Genomic DNA, 18,423 nt, shown 5'->3' with positions numbered 1-18,423 from the left:
CCAGATGCGGCCGTGTCCGGTGAGCTGTCGCCATTCGCTCGCGAAGGACTGGCAGTGCGGGCAGCAGGGGCGGGGCGGGAAGCGGGGTTCGTCGCAGGCGGCGCAGGTCTGGACGCGGAGTTCGCCCTGGGCGGCGTACTGCCAGAAGGGGGCGCCGTCGGGGTCGGTGACGGGGGAGAGCATCCGTGGGTCAACTCCTCAGTTTCGCAGCAGCAGCGCGGAGGTGGGGACGCCCTCGCCGGCGGTGACGAGACAGGTGGCGGCGCCCGGGACCTGGGCGGTGCTGGTGCCGCGCAGCTGTTTGACGCCCTCGTTGATGAGGTTGAAGCCGTGGACGTAGGCCTCGCTGAGCCCGCCGCCCCCGGTGTTGAGGGGCAGCGGCCCGCCGATCTCCAGGGCGCCCCCTTCCGTGAAGGCGCCGCCCTCGCCCCGGCCGCAGAAGCCGTACCCCTCCAGCGAGAGCGGTATGAGGGCCGTGAACGCGTCGTAGATCTGGGCGACGTCCACATCCTGGGGAGTGAAGTCGGCGTGCTTCCACAGGTGCCGGGCGGCGGTCCAGGCGGGGCCCGTGAGCGGGTCGTCGTTCCAGTAGTTGACCATGCCGTGGTGCTGGGCCGGCAGGCCCTGGGCGGCGGAGTGGACGTAGACGGGGGTGTGCCGGCAGTCGCGGGCGCGTTCGCGGCTGACGATGACGCAGGCCAGGGCGCCGTCGGTCTCCAGGCAGTTGTCGAAGAGGCAGAGCGGCTCGCTGATCCACCGGGAGGTCATGTACATCTCGCGGGTCAGGGGCCGTTCGTACATCACCGCTGCCGGGTTCTGGTTGGCCCGGTTGCGGCAGGCGAGGGCGACGTTGAAGAGGTGGTCGCGGGTCGCGCCGTACTCGTGCATGTAGCGGCGGGCGAGCATCGCGATCTCGTCGACGGGGCGCAGGAGCCCGTACGGACGGGTCCACTGGGCGGGCGTGGGGAGTTGGGCGGTGGTGTCACGCCAGGGCCGGGGGCCGCTGCCGCGCTTCCGTGACCGCCAGGCGACGCCGACGGTCGCCTGCCCGGTGGCGATGGCGGCGGCGAGATGCGCGACCGTCGCGCACGAACCGCCGCCGCCGTAGCCGACCTTGCTGAAGAAGGTGAGGTCCCCGAAGCCGACGGCCTTCGCGAGCTCGACCTCGTCGGTCTCCTCCATGGTGTAGCTGGCGAGCGCGTCGACCTCACCCGGCGCTATCCCGGCGTCGTCCAGGGCGGCGAGGACGGCACGGCAGGCGAGGGTCTTCTCGTCCTCCGGGAGGCGTTTGGCGAACGGCGTCTGGCCTATGCCGACGATGGCGGTCGCGTCCTGGAGTCCGGCCATGTGCACACCTCCGCGTCGCGGACGGGCTGCTGACAGGGCGTCAGGCTACCGCTAATCTGACGGACAGTCAGCTAATGCGTCCTGGGTTCGGGGAGGCCGATCGTGGAGTGGCAGAGCATCCCGGAGCTGGTCCGCCGGGCGGCCGAGCGGTACGCGGACACCGAGGCGGTGGTGGAGGGCCGGACCCGGATCTCGTACGGCGAACTCGGCGCCCGTGTCGAACGCTCGGCGGCGGCCTGCGTCGCGAACGGCATCGAGCCCGGCGACCGCGTCGCCATCTGGGCCCCGAACACCCTCGACTGGATCGTGGCGGCGCTCGGCGCGGTGTCGGCGGGGGCCGTGCTGGTGCCGCTGAACACCCGCTTCAAGGGCACGGAGGCCGCGGACGTGCTGCGCCGCAGCGGGGCCCGGCTGCTCTTCGTGACCGGCACCTTCCTGGGCACCTCGTACGTGGCGTCGCTGCGCAGGGCGGTCGCCCGGGGGCCGGGGCTGCCGGAGCTGGAGCAGGTCGTGGTGCTGTCGGACGACGCCCCGGCGGACTTCCGTACCTGGAAGGACTTCCTGGCGAGCGGGGACGGGGTGGGCGAGGCGGAGGTGCGGGCGCGGGCCGACGCCGTCGAGGGCTCCTGGCCGTCGGACATCGTCTACACGTCCGGTACGACGGGCCGCCCGAAGGGCGCGGTGATCACGCACACGCAGACGCTGCGGGCCTACGAGGTGTGGAGCGACCTGGCGGGACTCCGCCGGGGCGACCGCTATCTGATCGTGAACCCCTTCTTCCACACCTTCGGCTACAAGGCCGGGGTGATCGCCTGCCTCATGCGGGGCGCGACGATGATCCCGCAGCCGGTGTTCAACGTCGGTACGGCGCTGGCGAACATCGCGGCGGAACGGGTGTCGGTGCTGCCCGGCCCGCCGACCCTGCACCAGTCGTTGCTGGACCATCCGGCGCGTGACTCCCATGACCTCTCCGCGCTGCGGCTGGTGGTGACCGGTGCCGCGGTGGTGCCGCTCCGGCTGGTGGAGCGGCTCCGCGGGGAACTGGGCGTGGAGACCGTCCTGACGGCGTACGGCCTGTCGGAGGCCAGCGGCATCGTGACGATGTGCCGGCGCGGCGACGACCCGTCGGTGATCGCGTCCACGTCGGGCCGGGCGATACCGGGCACGGAGGTCCGCGTCGAGGCGCCGCTCGGCGAGCCCGGCGAGGTCCTGGTCCGGGGCTTCAACGTGATGCGCGGCTACTACGAGGACGCGGCGGCCACCGCGGAGGTCCTGACGGACGACGGATGGCTGCGGACCGGGGACGTGGGGGTGCTGGACCGGGGCGGGAACCTCCGGATCACCGACCGCATCAAGGACATGTTCATCGTCGGCGGCTTCAACGCCTACCCGGCGGAGATCGAGCAGATCCTCGGCCTGCATCCCGAGGTGGCGGACGTGGCGGTGATCGGCGTACCCGACACGCGGCTGGGCGAGGTCGGCAAGGCGTACGTGGTGCGCCGGCCGGGAGCCGTCCTGACCGGGGACGACCTGATCGCCTGGGCGCGACGGGAGATGGCGAACTACAAGGTGCCGCGGGTGGTGGAGTTCGTGGGGGAGCTGCCGCGGAACGCGAGCGGGAAGGTGGTCAAGGGGGAACTGCGCGCCTGAAACGCATCGGCCGCGGCGGCTCCCCTCCGCGCCGCCGCGGCCGATCCCCGTGTGGAGGAAGGTCGGATCAGACCGGCTCGTCCGTGGCGTGGGTGTTGTCGGTCGTGGCCTCGCCGGTGTCTTCCTTCGCGGCCAGGGTGCTCGGCTTGAGAGGCTCGCTGGTGGCGTGCGTGTTCAGCGTGGTCACCTCGGTCGCGCCGGTCACCGGCGCGGCGGCCTCGGTGGTCTTCTTGTCGTCGCTCATAACTGGCTCCCCGATGTCGATGCGTAGATGGGAGTGGCCACGCCCGGCAACTCCCCCGTGGGCCGTCGGGCGTGGCACTCCTGGGCCGCTACACCTTAAGGTGCGGCCACCGACCGACCCGTCTGCCCCCCGACGCGACGGATCGACATGACGAGAGTGCCGGGCGGCGATAAACAAACGATGAACGTGCACTCCTGCCGTCTCACGCGACGGCGGAGGGGTTGAGGAGAGCGCGTACCTCCTCGGCTTCCGGAGCGTCCAGCTTCTCGAAGACCTCAAGGGCTTCCTGCCAGCAGACCTGGGCCCGGCCGGTCTGTCCGAGGCCGCGCAGGGCACGCCCGAGCGCGGTGAGCACGTTCCCGCGCCGCCATTCGCCACCGATCCCGCGCAGAACGGTCAGCGCCAGTTCCGCGTTGGCCGCCGCCTGCGCCGGACGGCGGGCGATGAGGTCGACCTCGGCGAGACGGAAGAGGGTCATGCCCTCCCAGAGCCGCTGCCGGCGGTCCCGGAAGACCTCCAGGGCTTCCTTGAGGCGGTCGGTGGCCCGCTGGACCTGGCCGCTCTGGGTCAGCGCGAGGCCCAGCGCATAGCGTCCGTTGGCGCCCTTCAGCGCGTTCCTCATGTCGTCGTACATGCTGGTCCCCTGCTCGGCCAGGGAGACCGCGCTCGCGGTGTGCCCCATCGCCAGGTGGATCCGCGAGAGGTTGCACAGGGCGCTCGCCTCGCCCGGCCGGTCCCCGCACGAACGGAAGCTCTCGATGGCCCGCGTCAGATGCGCCTCGCCGTCCTCGTGCCGGCTCTGATAGAGCGCGATGACACCGAGCATGTTGGAAGCCCAGCAACTGGCGAGGGAGTCACCCACCGCCTCCGCCAGCTCAAGGGCATCGGCGGCCTCCTGATCGGCGAGTTCGAAACGGCCCGAGTAGTAGTGGCCGTTGGCCAGCGTGACCAGGGCCCGGGATTCGGCCTGCCGGTCGCCGACGGCCTGCGCCGCCGCACGGGTGGACGCGCCGGTCGCCTGGTACTCCTTCGAGTTGGCGCCCGACTCCGTCAGATCGACCGCCGCCCACAGCAGATCGACGGCACGCCCGAGTTGGCCGGGCGCCGTCGACTGCCGTACGCACGCGAGCAGGCAGACCGCCTCCGCGTACAACCAGTCCTGGGCCTCACGCCGGTCGTCGAAGCGCAGCCCCGGATACTCCGTCACCGCCAGATGGTCCACCAGCCGATCCCCCGGCCGCTCGATCGCGTACACCCCCGCCGCCGTCGCCAGATAGAAGTCCAGCAACCGCGACAGCGCCGCGTCCCGCTCGCTCGGCGGCCACTCGTCACGCTCCGCGCACGCACGCGCGTAGAGCCGGACCAGATCGTGGTACCGATAGCGGCCCGGCGCCGCCGACTCCAGCAGCGAGGTGTCGACGAGGGACTCCAGCAGGTCCTCCGTGTCCTCCGGCGGCAGATCCAGTACGGCGGCGGCAGCGGCCAGCGAGATGTCCGGGCCGTCGGCCAGGCCCAGCAGCCGGAACGCCCGGGCCTGGGCGGGCTCCAGGGCGCCGTAGCCGAGCTCGAACGTCGCCTTCACGGCCAGGTCTCCGGCCTGGAGTTCGTCCAGGCGGCGGCGCTCGTCCGCGAGCTTCGCGGCGAGCACCGACACCGTCCAGGTGCGCCGCGCCGCCAGCCGGGACGCCGCGATACGGATGGCCAGCGGCAGGAACCCGCAGGCCGCGACCACGTCCAGGGCGGCCTCCCGTTCGGACGCGACCCGTTCCTCGCCCACGATCTTCGTGAACAGCTGCAACGCCTCGTCCGGGGACATCACGTCCAGGTCGACCAGATGGGCACCGGCGAGGTCCACCATCCGCACCCGGGACGTCACCAGCGCCGCGCAGCCCTCCATGCCGGGCAGCAGCGGACGTATCTGGGCGGCGTCCTTGGCGTTGTCCAGCAGCACCAGGACCCGGCGGCCGTCCAGCACCGAGCGGTACAGCGCCGCCCGCTCCTCCAGCGAGTCCGGGATCGCCGAGTCGGGCGTGCCGAGGGCGCGCAGGAACGAGCCCAGCACCGTCTCCGGCTCGGCCGCCCGCGGGCCCGCGCCCTGGAGGTCGACGTAGAGCTGTCCGTCGGGGAAGGCCGAGCGCGCCTGGTGGGCGACGTGCACGGCGAGGGTCGTCTTGCCGACGCCGCCGATGCCGGCCAGCGCGGACACCGCCATCACCCGGCCCTCGGCCGTGGCGAGGACCTCGCTGAGCTCGGAGACGAAGGCGGCACGGCCCGTGAAGTCGGGCACGGTCGCGGGGAGTTGCGCGGGCCGCACCGGCACCACCGCGGGTTCGGCGACCGGGGCGGACGGCTGCGCGAGGCCGGGGTCGGCCTGGAGGATCCGCTGCTGGAGTTCCTTCAGACCCGGACGCGGGTCCACGCCCAGCTCGTCCGCCAGCAGGCGCCGCGTGTCCGCGTACACCGCCAGCGCCTCCGCCTGCCGGCCGCTGCGGTACAGCGCGAGCATCAGCAGCTCCCGCAGCCGCTCCCGCAGGGGGTGCGCCGCGGTGAGCGCCGTCAGCTCCGAGACCGCCTCCGCGTGGCAGCCCAGCTCCAGGTCCATGTCGAGGCGCGACTCCTGCAACCGCAGCCGCCACTCCTCGAGCCGGACCCGCTGGGCCTCCGCGTACGGTCCCGGAACCCCCGCCAGCACCTCGCCGGCCCACAGCGACAACGCCTTCCCGAGCACCTCGCGGGCATGGCCCGGATCCCCGGCGTTCTTTGCCTTCTCCGCCTCCGCCGCGAGCTCCTGGGCCACGGCCAGGTCCAGCGCGCCCTCGTCCAGACCCCGTACGGCATAACCGCCCGACTCGCTCACCAGGACCCCGGGGTCCAGCACCTTCCGCAGCCGCGAGGCGTACGTCCGGAGCGCCGCCAGCGCCTGCGAGGGCGGTTCCTCGCCCCACAGGGCGTCGATCAGCTCCGCCGCGGTCGCCGTACGGCCCTCGCGCAGCAGCAGGGCCGCGAGCAGGGCGCGCTGCTGGGGGGAACCGGTGGGCAGCTGCTCCCCGCCGCGCCAGGCACGTACCGGACCGAGCACCCCGAAACGCAGCGCCGCCACCGGCTCCGCCGCCGCCGAGGAGCCACGCCCCCGCTGCTCCGGCACTCGCGGTACCCCGTCCATCCGTCCCCCATAGGCCCTGTCGTTTGGATCATCCCGGCGTCGCGGGCCCTGGCACGCGCATCTGCGGCGTTGTCGTCGGTTGCCGACGCTCCGCGTCGCCCGCCGCGGTAGCGGCTGATCGACACGGCTCCTCCGCCTTGCAGCTGCACGCACCAGACCCCGCTCGGGTCGGCTGAAAGGGCACTGCTTCTCTCAGCCGGCCTGATCCAAACGACAGGGCCTGGACCCGTTTACATCTCCGCCAGTTTGCCTTGTTCCGGCAGATGCGTCAGCTGTGGAGTGGCTGATCACAGGCAGGCACGCGGGATATCACAAGGCCCTCACCCGGTCTCCGCAAGCGGTGCCCGCTCGCGCATGACCAGCGCATGACCGTCGGCCTAGCTGACGGACCGTCAGATCGGCGCTACCGTGACGGACATGGACACCGAGACCGCGTTTCCGCTGATCATCTCCGTCGACGACCACACGGTCGAGCCGCCCACCGTCTGGCAGGACCGGCTTCCGAAGAAGTACCTCGACACCGGACCGCGCATCGTCCGCGCGCCACTGAAGGAAATGACCTTCCTTGGCGGCCGGTTCAAGCCCGTCATGGGCGAGCCCGGCGACGACGGCCCGATCGGCGACTGGTGGGTGTACGAGGACCTGCACCGGCCGATCACCCGCCTCGACACGGCCGTCGGCTACAGCAGGGACGAGATCAAGCTGGAGGTCATCACCTACGAGCAGATGCGCCCGGGCTCGTACGACGTCCCCGCCCGCCTCGCCGACATGGACGTCAACCACGTCCAGTCCGCGCTCTGCTTCCCGACCTTCCCCCGCTTCTGCGGCCAGACCTTCACCGAGGCCGCCGACCACGAGCTGGGCCTGCTATGCGTCCAGGCCTACAACGACTGGATGGTGGAGGAGTGGTGCGGGCCGCAGGCCCGAGGGCGGCTCATCCCGCTCACCCTCATCCCCCTCTGGGACGCCGAGCTCGCCGCCGCCGAGGTCCGCCGCAACGCCGCCCGTGGCGTGCGCGCCGTCGCCTTCTCCGAGATACCCCCGCACCTCGGGCTCCCCTCCGTCCACACCGACGACTGGGACCCCTTCCTCGCCGCCTGCGACGAGACCGGCACGGTCGTCGCCATGCACATCGGCTCCTCCAGCCGCATGCCTTCCACCTCCGCCGACGCCCCGCCCGCCGTCGGCTCCACCATCACCTTCGCCAACTGCTGCTTCTCGATGGTCGACTGGCTGATGAGCGGCAAGTTCGAACGCTTCCCGAACCTCAAGGTCATGTACGCGGAAGGGCAGATCGGCTGGATCCCGTACATCCTGGAGCGCGCGGATGTCGTCTGGGAGGAGAACCGCGGCTGGGGCGGAGTCGCCGACAAGGTGCACCGCCCGCCCTCCGAGCTGTTCGCCGACCACGTCTACGGCTGCTTCTTCGACGATGCCTTCGGGCTCCGGAACCTGGACGCGATCGGCGTCGGAAACGTCCTGTACGAGACCGACTACCCCCACTCCGACTCCACCTGGCCGAAGTCCCGCGAGGTCGGCGAGGCCCAGATGGGCCACCTGGATCCCGGCGTCGTGGAGCGGATCGTGCGCGGCAACGCCATCGACCTGCTGGGGCTGACACGGGACGGACTGTGGCCGGGCGGCGGTGCCCGGTGAGTCTCCAGTACGGCATCCAGCTCCCCGTCCAGTCCCAGAGCACGATCTACGCCGAGCCCTGGGAAGCCGCCGCCGGGCCCGACGACCTGCTCGCCGTCGCCCGCGCCGCCGACCGCGCGGGCTTCGCGTACATCGCGAGCTGCGACCACGTCGCCATCCCGCGCCGCCTCGCCCCCGCGATGAGCACGGTCTGGTACGACCCCGTCGCCACGCTGGCCTTCCTGGCGGCGGCGACCGAGCGGGTACGCCTGCTCAGCCATGTCGCGGTCGTCGGCCTACGCCACCCTCTCCTCACCGCCAAGCAGTACGCCACCCTCGACCACCTCGGCGGCGGCCGCCTGATCCTCGGGGTCGGGGCGGGGCACGTCCGGGAGGAGTTCGAGGCGCTGGGAGTCGACTTCGAGCGCCGCGGGCCCGTCCTGGACGAGACGATCGACGCCCTGCGCGCCGCCCTCGGCCCCGACGAGTACCCCGAACACCACGGCAAGCTCTACGACTTCGAGGGCCTGGGCCAGCTCCCACGTCCGGCCCAGACCCGGGTCCCGCTCTGGGTGGGCGGCTCGTCCCCGGCCGCCGTACGCCGGGCCGCGCTCAAGGGAGACGGCTGGCTGCCCCAGGGCGACCCGCGGGACCGGCTGCCGGATCAGATCGCCCGGATACGGCGGCTGCGGGAGGAGGCGGGCATCGAGGCCCCGTTCACGGTGGGCGCCATAGCCGAGCCCCTGTACGTGGGCAAGCCCGACTGGGACGTGGGCCGCCGGACCCTGACCGGCGAACCGGAGCAACTGGCCGAGTCGCTGCGGGCCTACCGTGCCATGGGCGTGCACCAGATCCAGGTGCGCTTCCGCAGCCGGAGCCGTACCGAACTCACGGACCAGATGGAGGAGTTCGGCGAGCAGATAGCGCCGGCGCTGTAACGCCCCACATCGGAGCCGCGGACGACAACCGTCCTTGAAAGCTTGAACATGTCCACGTCGACCCACGTATGTATGGACGTACTGACGTAGTAGTACGCCCGTACGGCTTCGGCGGAAGGACACAATGACGTGCGCACTTCCCGGAAACTCACCGTCGCCCTCGCCTGCCCCGAGGACGCCTGGCCGCACCCCGACTGGCCGGCCCCGGACGACCCGTACGTCGGCCGGGTGGTGCCCCTGGGCGTGGCGGCGGACGTCGTGATCCTCTACCGCGAGGACCTCTCCACGGCCGTACGGGAGCTGACCGCCACCGACGCCCCCGCGATCGTGATCAGCCCGTGCCGGGACACCGACGCGATCGTCGAGGTGTTCCGCGGCGGGGCGGGCTATCTGGTCGAGGGCGACTACTGCACCTGCATGCTCTCCTCGGCCGTCGTGGGCGCCACCGTCGGGCACACCTACCTCTCCCCTGCGGCCTGCGCCGCCCTGCGCGAGGGAGCCCGGCGGCTGCCCACCGGCGGGGAGGCGCTGGAGCGGCTGCGGGAGATGCTCTCGCCGCGCGAGCGGCAGATCATGGAGCTGCTGTCGACCGGCCTCGGCGCCCAGGAGATCGGGCTGCGATTACGGCTGAGCGAGAAGACCGTCCGCAACAACCTCAGCAACATCTACGCCAAGCTCGACGCACGCGGAAGCACGGACGCGGTCCTGCGATGGCTGGGAGCCGCGCCCGTGCTTCGCGTCTGAGAACCGGCAACCGCGGACTACGGCGCCGGAACATCCGCCAGCGGGATCTCGACGTCGGTGACGTTCTCGCCGCCCTCACCGAATCCCGGTTCCGACCTCAGCGCACGCGTGGAATTCTGCAACCCCGCCGCCTCGGGAGTTCCGCACTTCACATTCCGCAGCCACAGCCGCCCGTCGGGAGTGCCGTTCTTCAGGATCTGCGGATAGAAGACGTGCACGCTCGTGGCGCCCTCGCTCGGGGAGAAGAACACTTTCTGGCCGTCCTGCGGCTCCTTGTAGGTGGCCCGCAGGAATCCGCTCACGTCGGTGCGTTTCGCGGACCACATGAAGAAGCCGACGCTGTCCGGTTGCACGGTGTCCGTGCGGCTGAATTCCAGAGCGGTCGTCTTGTCGTCGCGCGTGATGTTGATCTCCGAGGTGCTGAACTTCACGCCGATCTCGAAGACGGAATTGGCGAGCTTGGTGTCGGACCCCGCGGTGAATCCATCCTCCAGCGTGATGCTCCTGGTCACGGACGTGCTCACCTTGAAGGTCTTCTCGGAGGCGCCCGTCGCTCCGCAGTTGTCGGTCACCGGGGAGACCCGCTGATTGGGTCCGAGATTGTTCCGCTTGAACTGGACGTCGACGAACTCGCAGTTCTCCAGTTTGTCGGAGTCGGCCGCGCAGTCGGCGGTCACTTCGGAGGGGGTGGCGGCACCCGCCGGGTTCATCAGCGGTACGGCCACCGCGACGGCCGCCAGCGGGGCCAGGGCCAGGGTGATGCGCTTCTTCTTGCTCCGGTGGCTTCTCTTGCGCTCGGCGCGTGTCATGGGCTTCTCCTGTGGGGGGATGGAACAGGGGCAGGGGGCAACGGTGGTGAGGTCAGCAGTCGGTCAGCTTGGGCTTGGCCGTGCCGTCCACGACACCGGGAGCGCCCGCGGCGCCGGGCAGGATCACGGGGCCCTCGACGACCTCCGGAGCCACGAAGTTCTGCTCAGGGGTGGCATTGGTGACCGTCGTCGCCTCCCGGGCGTCGATCCGCACCCGCCACTCGCCGGTCATCCGCTGCATCTTCGGCGTGAACTCGATGTGGAGCACCTTGCCGGGCGGTACCTCGGGAGTCTCCGTGTCACTGGCGGTCGCCGAGTTGAGGGTCAGGTCGAGGGTGCCCTTGTGCTTGACCCAGGACCCGGTCAGCGCCCCGAAGATGCCCCCGCTGCCGCCCTGCTGGGTAACGGTGTACTTGCCCTTGCCCTGGGTCACCGTCGCCGACCAGGTGACCGACACCTTCGCCGGCTTCGTGGCGTTCGGTTCACAGTTCGGGAAGTCGATCGACGCCTTCTCGGTCGGCCCGTCGAAGGTCTCGAAATTCGTCTCGACGAAATCACAGTTGTCGGAGGCGAAACTCGGTCCGGCGATCGGATGGCCGCCGAAATCCGAAATTGACTGCTGCTTGCCGTTGAGCACCTTGGCCCGCTGGCACATCGTCATGATCTGCTCGGGCGTCTTCTCGTCGGCGGCGTTCGCCGACGGCAGCAGGACGACGGCGAGGGCGCCACCCGTCACAAGGGCCGATCCGACCGCCACGATCCTGATCTTCTTGTTCTTCAGTCTCCGCTTGGACATGGCAGGGATTTTGGATTCCTTTGACCCGCGCCGACAGGGTCAAACATCCCTACTTGTGGGTCACGTGAGATTCGCCTCAGCAACCCTCAGGGCTTGCATCTGACGCTTCGTCAGGTATGCGGCTACGATGCGAAGTTCACGATGCGGGGTCCACCGCGTCCACCCTTCGAAGGGGGCCGTAATGGGCAAGCTCGACGGACGGGTCGTCATCGTCACCGGGGCGGCGCGCGGACAGGGTGAGCAGGAGGCGCGGCTGTTCGCCGCGGAGGGCGCGAGAGTCGTCGTCGCGGATGTGCTCGACGACCAGGGCGAGGCTCTCGCCGAGGAGATAGGCGCGCTGTACGTCCATCTCGACGTGGGCCTGGAGGTCGACTGGCAGGCCGCCGTCGCCGCCGCGCGCGAGGCCTACGGACAGGTCGACGGACTGGTCAACAACGCCGGCATCCTGCGCTTCAACGCCCTCGTCGACACGCCGCTCGACGAGTTCATGCAGGTCGTACGCGTCAACCAGGTTGGCTGCTTCCTCGGCATCAAGGCCGTCGCGCCCGAGATGGCCGACGGCGGCACGATCGTCAACACGGCCTCCTACACCGCGGTGACCGGCATGGCGGCCGTGGGGACGTACTCCGCCACCAAGCACGCCATCCTCGGCCTCACCCGGGTCGCCGCCCTGGAACTGGCGCCCCGGGGCATCCGGGTCAACGCGATGTGCCCCGGCGCCATCGACACGGCGATGTCCAACCCGTCGCTGCTGGATCCGGACGCGGACGCCGAGGAGACGTCACGAGCGCTCGACGGGCTCTACCGCAAGCTGGTGCCGCTCGGCCGGATCGGGAAACCGCAGGAGGTGGCGCGCCTCGCGCTGTTCCTGACGTGCGACGACTCGTCGTACATCACCGGGCAGCCGTTCGTGATCGACGGGGGGTGGCTGGCCGGGGTCTCGGTCATCTGACTGTCCGTCAACTCTTGACCATCCATGCGCCCGGTGCCACAGTCGGCGGCATACCGCCGATCTGACGCAGCGTCAGAAACTACTGGGGACGGTGAACCTCCTTGGAATTCGGGCTCTTTGTACAGGGATACGTGGGAAAGCGCGCCGAGACCGACCCGCTCGCCGAGCACAAGGCGCTGATGGAGGAGACCGAGTACGTCATCCAGGCGGACAGGTCCGGCTTCAAGTACGCCTGGGCGTCCGAGCACCACTTCCTGGAGGAGTACTCGCACCTCTCCGCCAACGACGTGTACCTCGGGTACCTGGCGCACGCGACGGAACGGATCCATCTGGGTTCCGGGATCTTCAACCCGCTCGCCCAGGTCAACCACCCGGTCAAGGTGGCCGAGAAGGTCGCCATGCTCGACCACCTCAGCGGCAACCGGTTCGAGTTCGGCAGCGGGCGCGGGGCCGGGTCGCACGAGATCCTCGGGTTCATACCGGGCGTGACCGATATGAACTACACCAAGGAGATCTGGGAAGAGACCATCGCCGAGTTCCCCAAGATGTGGCTCCAGGACGAGTACGTCGGCTTCCAGGGCAAGCACTGGTCGCTGCCGCCGCGCAAGGTGCTGCCCAAGCCGTACGGGAAGTCCCACCCCGCGATGTGGTACGCCGCCGGGTCGCCGCCGTCGTACGCGATGGCCGCGAAGAAGGGGCTCGGGGTGCTCGGGTTCAGCGTGCAGAAGGTCTCCGACATGGAGTGGGTGCTGGAGCAGTACAAGACGGCGGTCGTGAACGCCGAGCCGATCGGGGACTTCGTCAACGACAACGTGATGGTGACGACCACGGCGATCTGTGCGCCCACGCACGCGGAGGCGATCGAGACGGCGGTGCGGGGTGGGTTGCACTATCTGCCGTCGCTGGTGTTCCGGTACCACGACACGTTCCCGCGTCCCGAGGGGTTTCCGGTGTGGCCGGAGACGTTGCCGGAGTACACGGCGGAGTTCGTGGAGCTGCTGATCGAGGAGGAGTTGCTGATCTGCGGGGATCCGGACGAGGTGCTCACGCAGTGCAAGCGGTGGGAGCAGGCCGGGGCGGATCAGTTGTCGTTCGGGCTGCCTGTGGGGGTGCCGAAGGAGGAGACGTTGCGGACGATTCGGTTGATCGGGGAGCACGTGATTCCGAAGATCGACACGGATCCTGTCCACCGGACTACGCGGTTCCGTCGGGGGGCTTGAGCGTCGTTGGCGGGTGCGGGTGCGTTGTGGCTGGTCGCGCCCACGCGGCGGAGCCGCACATCGATACAGCCCCGCGCCCCTGGGTGGGTGGGCGAGCCCGGAGTTCAAGGAGGCGACGTAAATGCTCGATCACGTCATCAAAGGCGCGTCTGTTGTCGATGGGACGGGTGCGCCTGCCTATACCGCCGACGTCGGTATACGCGACGGTCGTATCGCCGTCATCGGCATCGTTACTGAGGAAGCGCGGTCCGAGGAGGACGCCCGTGGGCTCGTGCTCGCACCCGGGTTCGTCGATCCGCATACGCACTACGACGCCCAGCTCTTCTGGGATCCGTACGCCACCCCGTCCCTCAATCACGGGGTGACCACCGTGGCCGCCGGGAACTGTGGGTTCACGCTGGCGCCCCTGCACCCGGGGCGGGCCGGGGACGCGGACTACACGCGGCGGATGATGTCCAAGGTCGAGGGGATGTCCCTGGTGGCGTTGGAGGAAGGGGCGCCCTGGAGTTGGAGTTCGTTCGGGGAGTATCTGGACGCGCTTGAGGGGCGGATCGCGGTCAACGCCGGGTTCATGGTGGGGCATTGTGCGCTGCGGCGGTATGTGATGGGGCCGGAGGCGGTCGGGGGGCAGCCGAGCGGGGAGCAGCTCGACGCGATGCTGGGGCTGCTGCACGATGCCATGGACGCCGGTGCCTGGGGTTTCTCCACCACCCAGTCGTCGAGCCACTCCGACGGGGACGGGAAGCCCGTGGCCTCCCGGCACGCCCGGCCGGAGGAGCTGCTGGCGATGTCGCGGGCGGTCGGGGAGCACGAGGGGACGCAGATCGAGGCGATCGTCGCGGGGTGTCTGGACCAGTTCAGCGATGCCGAGATCGAACTGTTCGTGGAGATGAGCGCCGCCGCGGGGCGGCCGCTGAACTGGAACGTGCTGACCATCGACTCCGCCGTTCCCGAGCGCGTGCCGCGGCAGTTGCTCGCCAGTGAGCGGGCCCGGAAGGCGGGCGGCCGGGTGGTGGCGCTGACCATGCCGATCCTCACCCCGATGAACATGTCCCTGGGCACCTTCTGCGCCCTGAACCTCATCCCCGGCTGGGGGGAGGTCCTGGCGCTGCCCGTGCCCGAGCGGATCGCGAAGCTGCGCGAACCCGGCGTACAGGCCGAGTTGCTCCGGCACGCCACGTCCAAGGAGGCGGGTGTCTTCCGGCGGCTGACGAACTTCGGGCGGTACGTCATCGGGGACACTTACAGCGAGGCGAACCGCGGGCTGAGCGGGCGGGTCGTGGAGGACATCGCGCGGGAGCGGGGGCAGGAGCCCTTCGGCTGTCTGGTGGAGATCTGCGCCGCCGACGAGCTGCGTACGGTCCTGTGGCCCATGCCCACCGACAACGACCCGGCGTCCTGGTCGCTGCGCGCCGAGACCTGGCAGCACGAGGACGTGATGCTCGGCGGTTCCGACGCCGGGGCGCACCTGGACCGGATGTGCGGGGCGCCGTACACGACCCGGTTCCTCGGGGACTGTCTGCGCGGGCGGAAGCTGGTGGGTCTGGAACAGGCGGTGAAGATGCTCACCGACGATCCGGCGCGGCTGTTCGGGCTGCGTGAGCGGGGAAGGATCGCGGAGGGCTTCCATGCCGACCTCGTGCTGTTCGACCCGGAGCGGATCGACGCCGGCACGGCCACCCTGGTGCACGACCTGCCGGGTGACAGTCCACGGCTGGACTCCAGGGCGATCGGAGTGCGGGCGGTCTGGGTCAACGGGGTCGAGGCGATCCGGGACGACGTGGTGACCGGGGCCGTTCCCGGGCGGGTGCTGCGGTCCGGGCGGGACACCAGGACGGTGGCCACCAGGTGAGCCTCGAAGGGGCCGAGCGGCAGCGGCTGTTCGTCGGGGGCTCGTGGGTGGAGCCGGACGGCGGGTACTACGGCGTCGTGGACCCCGCCTCCGAGGAGACCGTCGGGTGGGCACCGGAGGCCTCGCGGGACCAGGTACACGCGGCCTGCGCCGCGGCCCGCGAGGCCTTCGGGCCGTGGTCGCGTACGGCACCGGAGGAGCGTGCGGCCGTGCTGGCGCGCACGGCGCGGATCATCGGCGAGCGTTTCGCGCCGTACGCCGAACTCGCCCAGGCCGAGACCGGGGCGACCACGGGCACCGCGCGCGGTATGCAGGTGGGCGTGGGCGCCGCCCGGTTCCGGCGGTACGCGCGCGTGGAGCCCGCCGAGTGGGCGATCCCGCCGCAGATCAACGAGGCCGGGCCGATGGGCCCCGCCGCCGTGATGGGCGCGCTGGCCGTCCGGCAGCCCGTCGGCGTCGTCACCTGCATCACCTCGTACAACAACCCGTGGGCCAACCCGGCCGGCAAGATCGCGCCCGCGCTGGCCATGGGCAACACGGTCGTCGTGAAGCCGGCCCCGCAGGATCCGCTGTCCGTCTACCGGATGGCGGAGGCGCTGGAGGCGGCCGGGGCTCCGGCCGGGGTCGTGAACGTCGTCTCCGGCCGGGCGGTCGAGGTCGGCGAGGCGGCCGTGTCGTCCCCGGACGTCGACATGGTGAGCTTCACCGGGTCCACGGCGGTCGGGCAGCGCATCGCCGAGGTGTGCGGGCGGGACATGAAACGCCAGCTGATGGAGCTCGGCGGAAAGGGCGCGGCGCTCGTCTTCGACGACGCGGACCTCGGGTCGGCGGTGGCCGGGATCGGGACGACGTTCTCCTTCTACAGCGGACAGATCTGCACGGCACCGACGCGGGTGCTGGCCCAGCGGGGCGTGTACGGCCGACTCGTCGAGCAACTGGCCGCGCATGCCGGGCGGTTGACGGTCGGGGATCCGCGCGCGGCGGGCACGGTCGTCGGGCCGGTGATCTCGGCGGAGCACCGGGACCGGGTGGAGTCGTATGTGGAGACGGGCCGGAAGGAAGGTGCCGTGGTGGTGGCCGGGGGCGAACGGCCGCCGTACGAGCGCGGCTTCTATGTCGCGCCCACTCTTCTCGCCGACTGCACCAACGACATGCGGGTCGCCCGGGAGGAGATCTTCGGGCCCGTCGTCTCCGTCATCCCCTTCGACGAGGAGGAAGAGGGCATCGCCCTCGCCAACGACACCGACTACGGCCTGATCGACTACGTCTGGTCCGGCGACGTCGCCCGCGCCTTCCGGGTCGCGCGGCGGCTGCGGGCCGGCGGCGTCGGGATCAACACCGTCGGCCGCAACATGGAGGCGCCGTTCGGCGGGTTCAAGAGGAGCGGGGTCGGACGGGACGTCGGGTCGTACGCGCTGCACGCGTACAGCGAGGTCCAGGCGATCGTCTGGCCGGGGTGAGCACAGCGGGCCCCGCTCACGAGTGGTGGGCGGGCTGGGCGCGGGCGTGCCTCTCCTCCCAGCCGCGTGCCGTCGTACGGCCCGCTCGCAGGCCGATCCAGACGCAGCCGGCGGCGACGGCCACCGCCAGCAGTCCGACCAGGACGTCGCCGAAGGAGTCCCTGCTGCCGTTCTGCCCCACATAGGTGAGGAACCTGCTCAGGCCGATCTCGCGGAGGAGGTCGGAGTCGGCCTTGAGGTCGCTCGCCCGGGACGAGGAATCGCCGCCGATCAGGCCGTAGACCAGCAGCAGCGCCCCGGTCGCCAGGGTCGCGCGGAGCGGCGGGAGCCAGGTGGCGGGCGCGAGCGGCCGGGGCCGGAAGGCGGCGCCGAGCCGGTAGGCGCAGGGGACCAGCCGGTACAGCGCCGCGGCGCTCACCAGGCAGGCCAGCCAGGAAAGAACCTGCGCGGCGTCGAACTCGTAGCTGGAGAACCACCAGCTGACCCAGACGGCCACGACGGGGACCAGCGCCCATACGGCGCCGAGCGCGAGCGCGCGGAGCACGGCCCCCGCCCGGGCGGCCGGACGCAGCCGGACCGCCTCCGCCGCCCGCCACTCCCGCAGCCTGCGCTGCCGCTCCTGCTCCTCCTCCTGCGCCTGTCTGGCCCTGCGCTGCCGTTCCTCCTCGGCGCGCCGCCGCTCCTCCCGCAACCGCGGTTCCTCGGCCAGCCGCCGCTGTTCCTGCTCCCGCCTGCGCTCCTGCCGTCGTGCGCGTTCCGCCTCCTCGGCCCGGAGCCGCTCCTCGTCCGCCCTGGCCCGGGCGCGCCCCTCCTGCCGGGCCCGGTCGGACCACTCGGCCTCCGCCAGCCGGCCGAGCAGGGTCTCCCGGCCTCCGGCGGCTTCGAGCAGCCGGTCGTACCAGATGGTCGACGGAACGGGCGGCCCCTCGGTCGGCAGCACGGGCCGTACCCGGGCCAGTTCCTCCGGTGGCAGCAGAGCGGCCAGCAGCGCCCCGGGCCCCACCTCCGCGGCCCAGTCGCGCACCTCGGCCGGCCAGGACGCGGTCTCGGTCGCCCGCCACGCCCGCAGTGCCGCGTCCCACTCGCCCTGCACACCCCGCAGCCGGTCGAGCGCGGCGAACCCGGACAGGGCGTCGAGCAGCGAGTGCGGCCCGGACAACTCCTCCAGCAGCTCCTCGTCGCCGCTGTCGCCGCCGACGTACGCGCGCAGGCACACGCGGGCCAGCGTGCGGTAGGTGACCGGATGGCCGCGGTGGACGACCGGGCCCTCCGGGTCGAGCCAGCGCAGCAGGTGCAGCAGCTTGTGGTCGTGGGGGAGGGCGGGATCGCTCAGCCGGCGGTCCATGAGGACGATCCGGCCCTCGACGTCGTCGGTCCGGGGATCGTTGAACTGCCGTAGCCAGGAACGGAGTTCGGCCCATCCCTCGCTGGGGTGCGCGGCGGTGCCCATGTGCCGGAGGAACAGGTCGACGGCGGTGGACCAGTTCCCGCGGATCGTGTGTGCCAGGTCCTTCTTGGTGACGTGCGCGGTCCCCGCGACGACGAGCGCGCGCGGCACGTGCGCGTCCTCGGTCATGAGCCGGGGCGGGGGCGGTGCCGACGGAGGCGGCGGG

General features: G+C 71.1%; 15 protein-coding genes. 8 read left to right on the top strand and 7 right to left on the bottom strand.

Features of this window, described 5'->3' with window-relative positions; all coding sequences use genetic code 11:
- Both L0P92_RS30180 and L0P92_RS30175 read right to left on the bottom strand, forming a co-directional pair.
- A partial coding sequence (locus L0P92_RS30180) for a zinc ribbon domain-containing protein (RefSeq protein WP_234766217.1) occupies positions 1 to 183 on the bottom strand: 183 nt, incomplete at its 3' end.
- A gap of 15 nt (positions 184 to 198) precedes the next feature.
- Positions 199 to 1,347: a lipid-transfer protein gene (locus L0P92_RS30175; protein WP_234766216.1), complete on the bottom strand. Its 1,149-nt coding sequence runs from the start codon at positions 1,345 to 1,347 to the stop codon at positions 199 to 201.
- Positions 1,348 to 1,449: 102 nt separating this feature from the next.
- On the opposite strand from L0P92_RS30175, the gene L0P92_RS30170 reads away from it, so the two are divergent.
- On the top strand, positions 1,450 to 2,997 hold the full coding sequence (locus L0P92_RS30170) for a FadD3 family acyl-CoA ligase (protein WP_234766215.1): 1,548 nt from the start codon (positions 1,450 to 1,452) through the stop codon (positions 2,995 to 2,997).
- A 67-nt stretch (positions 2,998 to 3,064) separates the two neighbouring features.
- Here L0P92_RS30170 and L0P92_RS30165 read toward each other — a convergent pair whose 3' ends face one another.
- Together L0P92_RS30165 and afsR are read right to left on the bottom strand one after the other, a co-directional pair.
- Positions 3,065 to 3,241 carry a hypothetical protein gene (locus tag L0P92_RS30165; protein WP_234766214.1) on the bottom strand — a complete coding sequence of 59 codons (177 nt, stop codon included), beginning with the start codon at positions 3,239 to 3,241 and terminating at the stop codon, positions 3,065 to 3,067.
- A 202-nt stretch (positions 3,242 to 3,443) separates the two neighbouring features.
- Positions 3,444 to 6,404: an SARP-family global regulator AfsR gene (gene afsR / locus L0P92_RS30160; protein ID WP_234766213.1), complete on the bottom strand. Its 2,961-nt coding sequence runs from the start codon at positions 6,402 to 6,404 to the stop codon at positions 3,444 to 3,446.
- 417 nt (positions 6,405 to 6,821) lie between these two features.
- On the opposite strand from afsR, the gene L0P92_RS30155 reads away from it, so the two are divergent.
- From L0P92_RS30155 to L0P92_RS30145, 3 genes are all read left to right on the top strand, one after another.
- Positions 6,822 to 8,060 carry an amidohydrolase family protein gene (locus L0P92_RS30155; RefSeq protein WP_234766212.1) on the top strand — a complete coding sequence of 413 codons (1,239 nt, stop codon included), beginning with the start codon at positions 6,822 to 6,824 and terminating at the stop codon, positions 8,058 to 8,060.
- Positions 8,057 to 8,977: a TIGR03619 family F420-dependent LLM class oxidoreductase gene (locus tag L0P92_RS30150; RefSeq protein WP_234766211.1), complete on the top strand. Its 921-nt coding sequence runs from the start codon at positions 8,057 to 8,059 to the stop codon at positions 8,975 to 8,977. Before L0P92_RS30155 ends, L0P92_RS30150 begins: the two co-directional genes overlap by 4 nt.
- Positions 8,978 to 9,106: 129 nt before the next feature.
- Positions 9,107 to 9,721, top strand: a complete 615-nt coding sequence (locus L0P92_RS30145; RefSeq protein ID WP_234766210.1) for a helix-turn-helix transcriptional regulator — start codon at positions 9,107 to 9,109, stop codon at positions 9,719 to 9,721.
- Between the two features lie 17 nt (positions 9,722 to 9,738).
- Here the strand turns inward: L0P92_RS30145 and L0P92_RS30140 are convergent, their stop codons facing one another.
- The gene (locus tag L0P92_RS30140; protein ID WP_234766209.1) at positions 9,739 to 10,530 is read right to left on the bottom strand and encodes a hypothetical protein; all 792 of its coding nucleotides are present in this window, start codon (positions 10,528 to 10,530) and stop codon (positions 9,739 to 9,741) included.
- Between the two features lie 52 nt (positions 10,531 to 10,582).
- Positions 10,583 to 11,326, bottom strand: coding sequence for a hypothetical protein (locus L0P92_RS30135; RefSeq protein WP_234766208.1), 744 nt, complete (start codon positions 11,324 to 11,326; stop codon positions 10,583 to 10,585).
- Between the two features lie 181 nt (positions 11,327 to 11,507).
- On the opposite strand from L0P92_RS30135, the gene L0P92_RS30130 reads away from it, so the two are divergent.
- From L0P92_RS30130 to L0P92_RS30115, 4 genes are all read left to right on the top strand, one after another.
- Complete coding sequence (locus L0P92_RS30130; RefSeq protein ID WP_234766207.1) at positions 11,508 to 12,278, top strand: SDR family NAD(P)-dependent oxidoreductase; 771 nt, start codon at positions 11,508 to 11,510, stop codon at positions 12,276 to 12,278.
- 101 nt (positions 12,279 to 12,379) lie between these two features.
- Positions 12,380 to 13,498 (top strand): LLM class flavin-dependent oxidoreductase, encoded by a 1,119-nt coding sequence (locus L0P92_RS30125; RefSeq protein ID WP_273634121.1) that lies wholly within the window; start codon positions 12,380 to 12,382, stop codon positions 13,496 to 13,498.
- 121 nt (positions 13,499 to 13,619) lie between these two features.
- Positions 13,620 to 15,350 (top strand): N-acyl-D-amino-acid deacylase family protein, encoded by a 1,731-nt coding sequence (locus tag L0P92_RS30120; protein ID WP_234766205.1) that lies wholly within the window; start codon positions 13,620 to 13,622, stop codon positions 15,348 to 15,350.
- Positions 15,347 to 16,810, top strand: a complete 1,464-nt coding sequence (locus tag L0P92_RS30115; protein ID WP_234766204.1) for an aldehyde dehydrogenase family protein — start codon at positions 15,347 to 15,349, stop codon at positions 16,808 to 16,810. Before L0P92_RS30120 ends, L0P92_RS30115 begins: the two co-directional genes overlap by 4 nt.
- Positions 16,811 to 16,826: 16 nt before the next feature.
- Here L0P92_RS30115 and L0P92_RS30110 read toward each other — a convergent pair.
- On the bottom strand, positions 16,827 to 18,423 hold a 1,597-nt coding region (locus tag L0P92_RS30110; RefSeq protein WP_234766203.1), incomplete at its 5' end, for a hypothetical protein.

Origin of the sequence: Streptomyces muensis (assembly GCF_021474425.1) — a bacterium.
Lineage (GTDB): Bacteria > Actinomycetota > Actinomycetes > Streptomycetales > Streptomycetaceae > Streptomyces > Streptomyces muensis.
The sequence above is the reverse complement of the archived record's forward strand: the minus strand, read 5'-3'. Positions and strand labels throughout refer to the sequence as shown.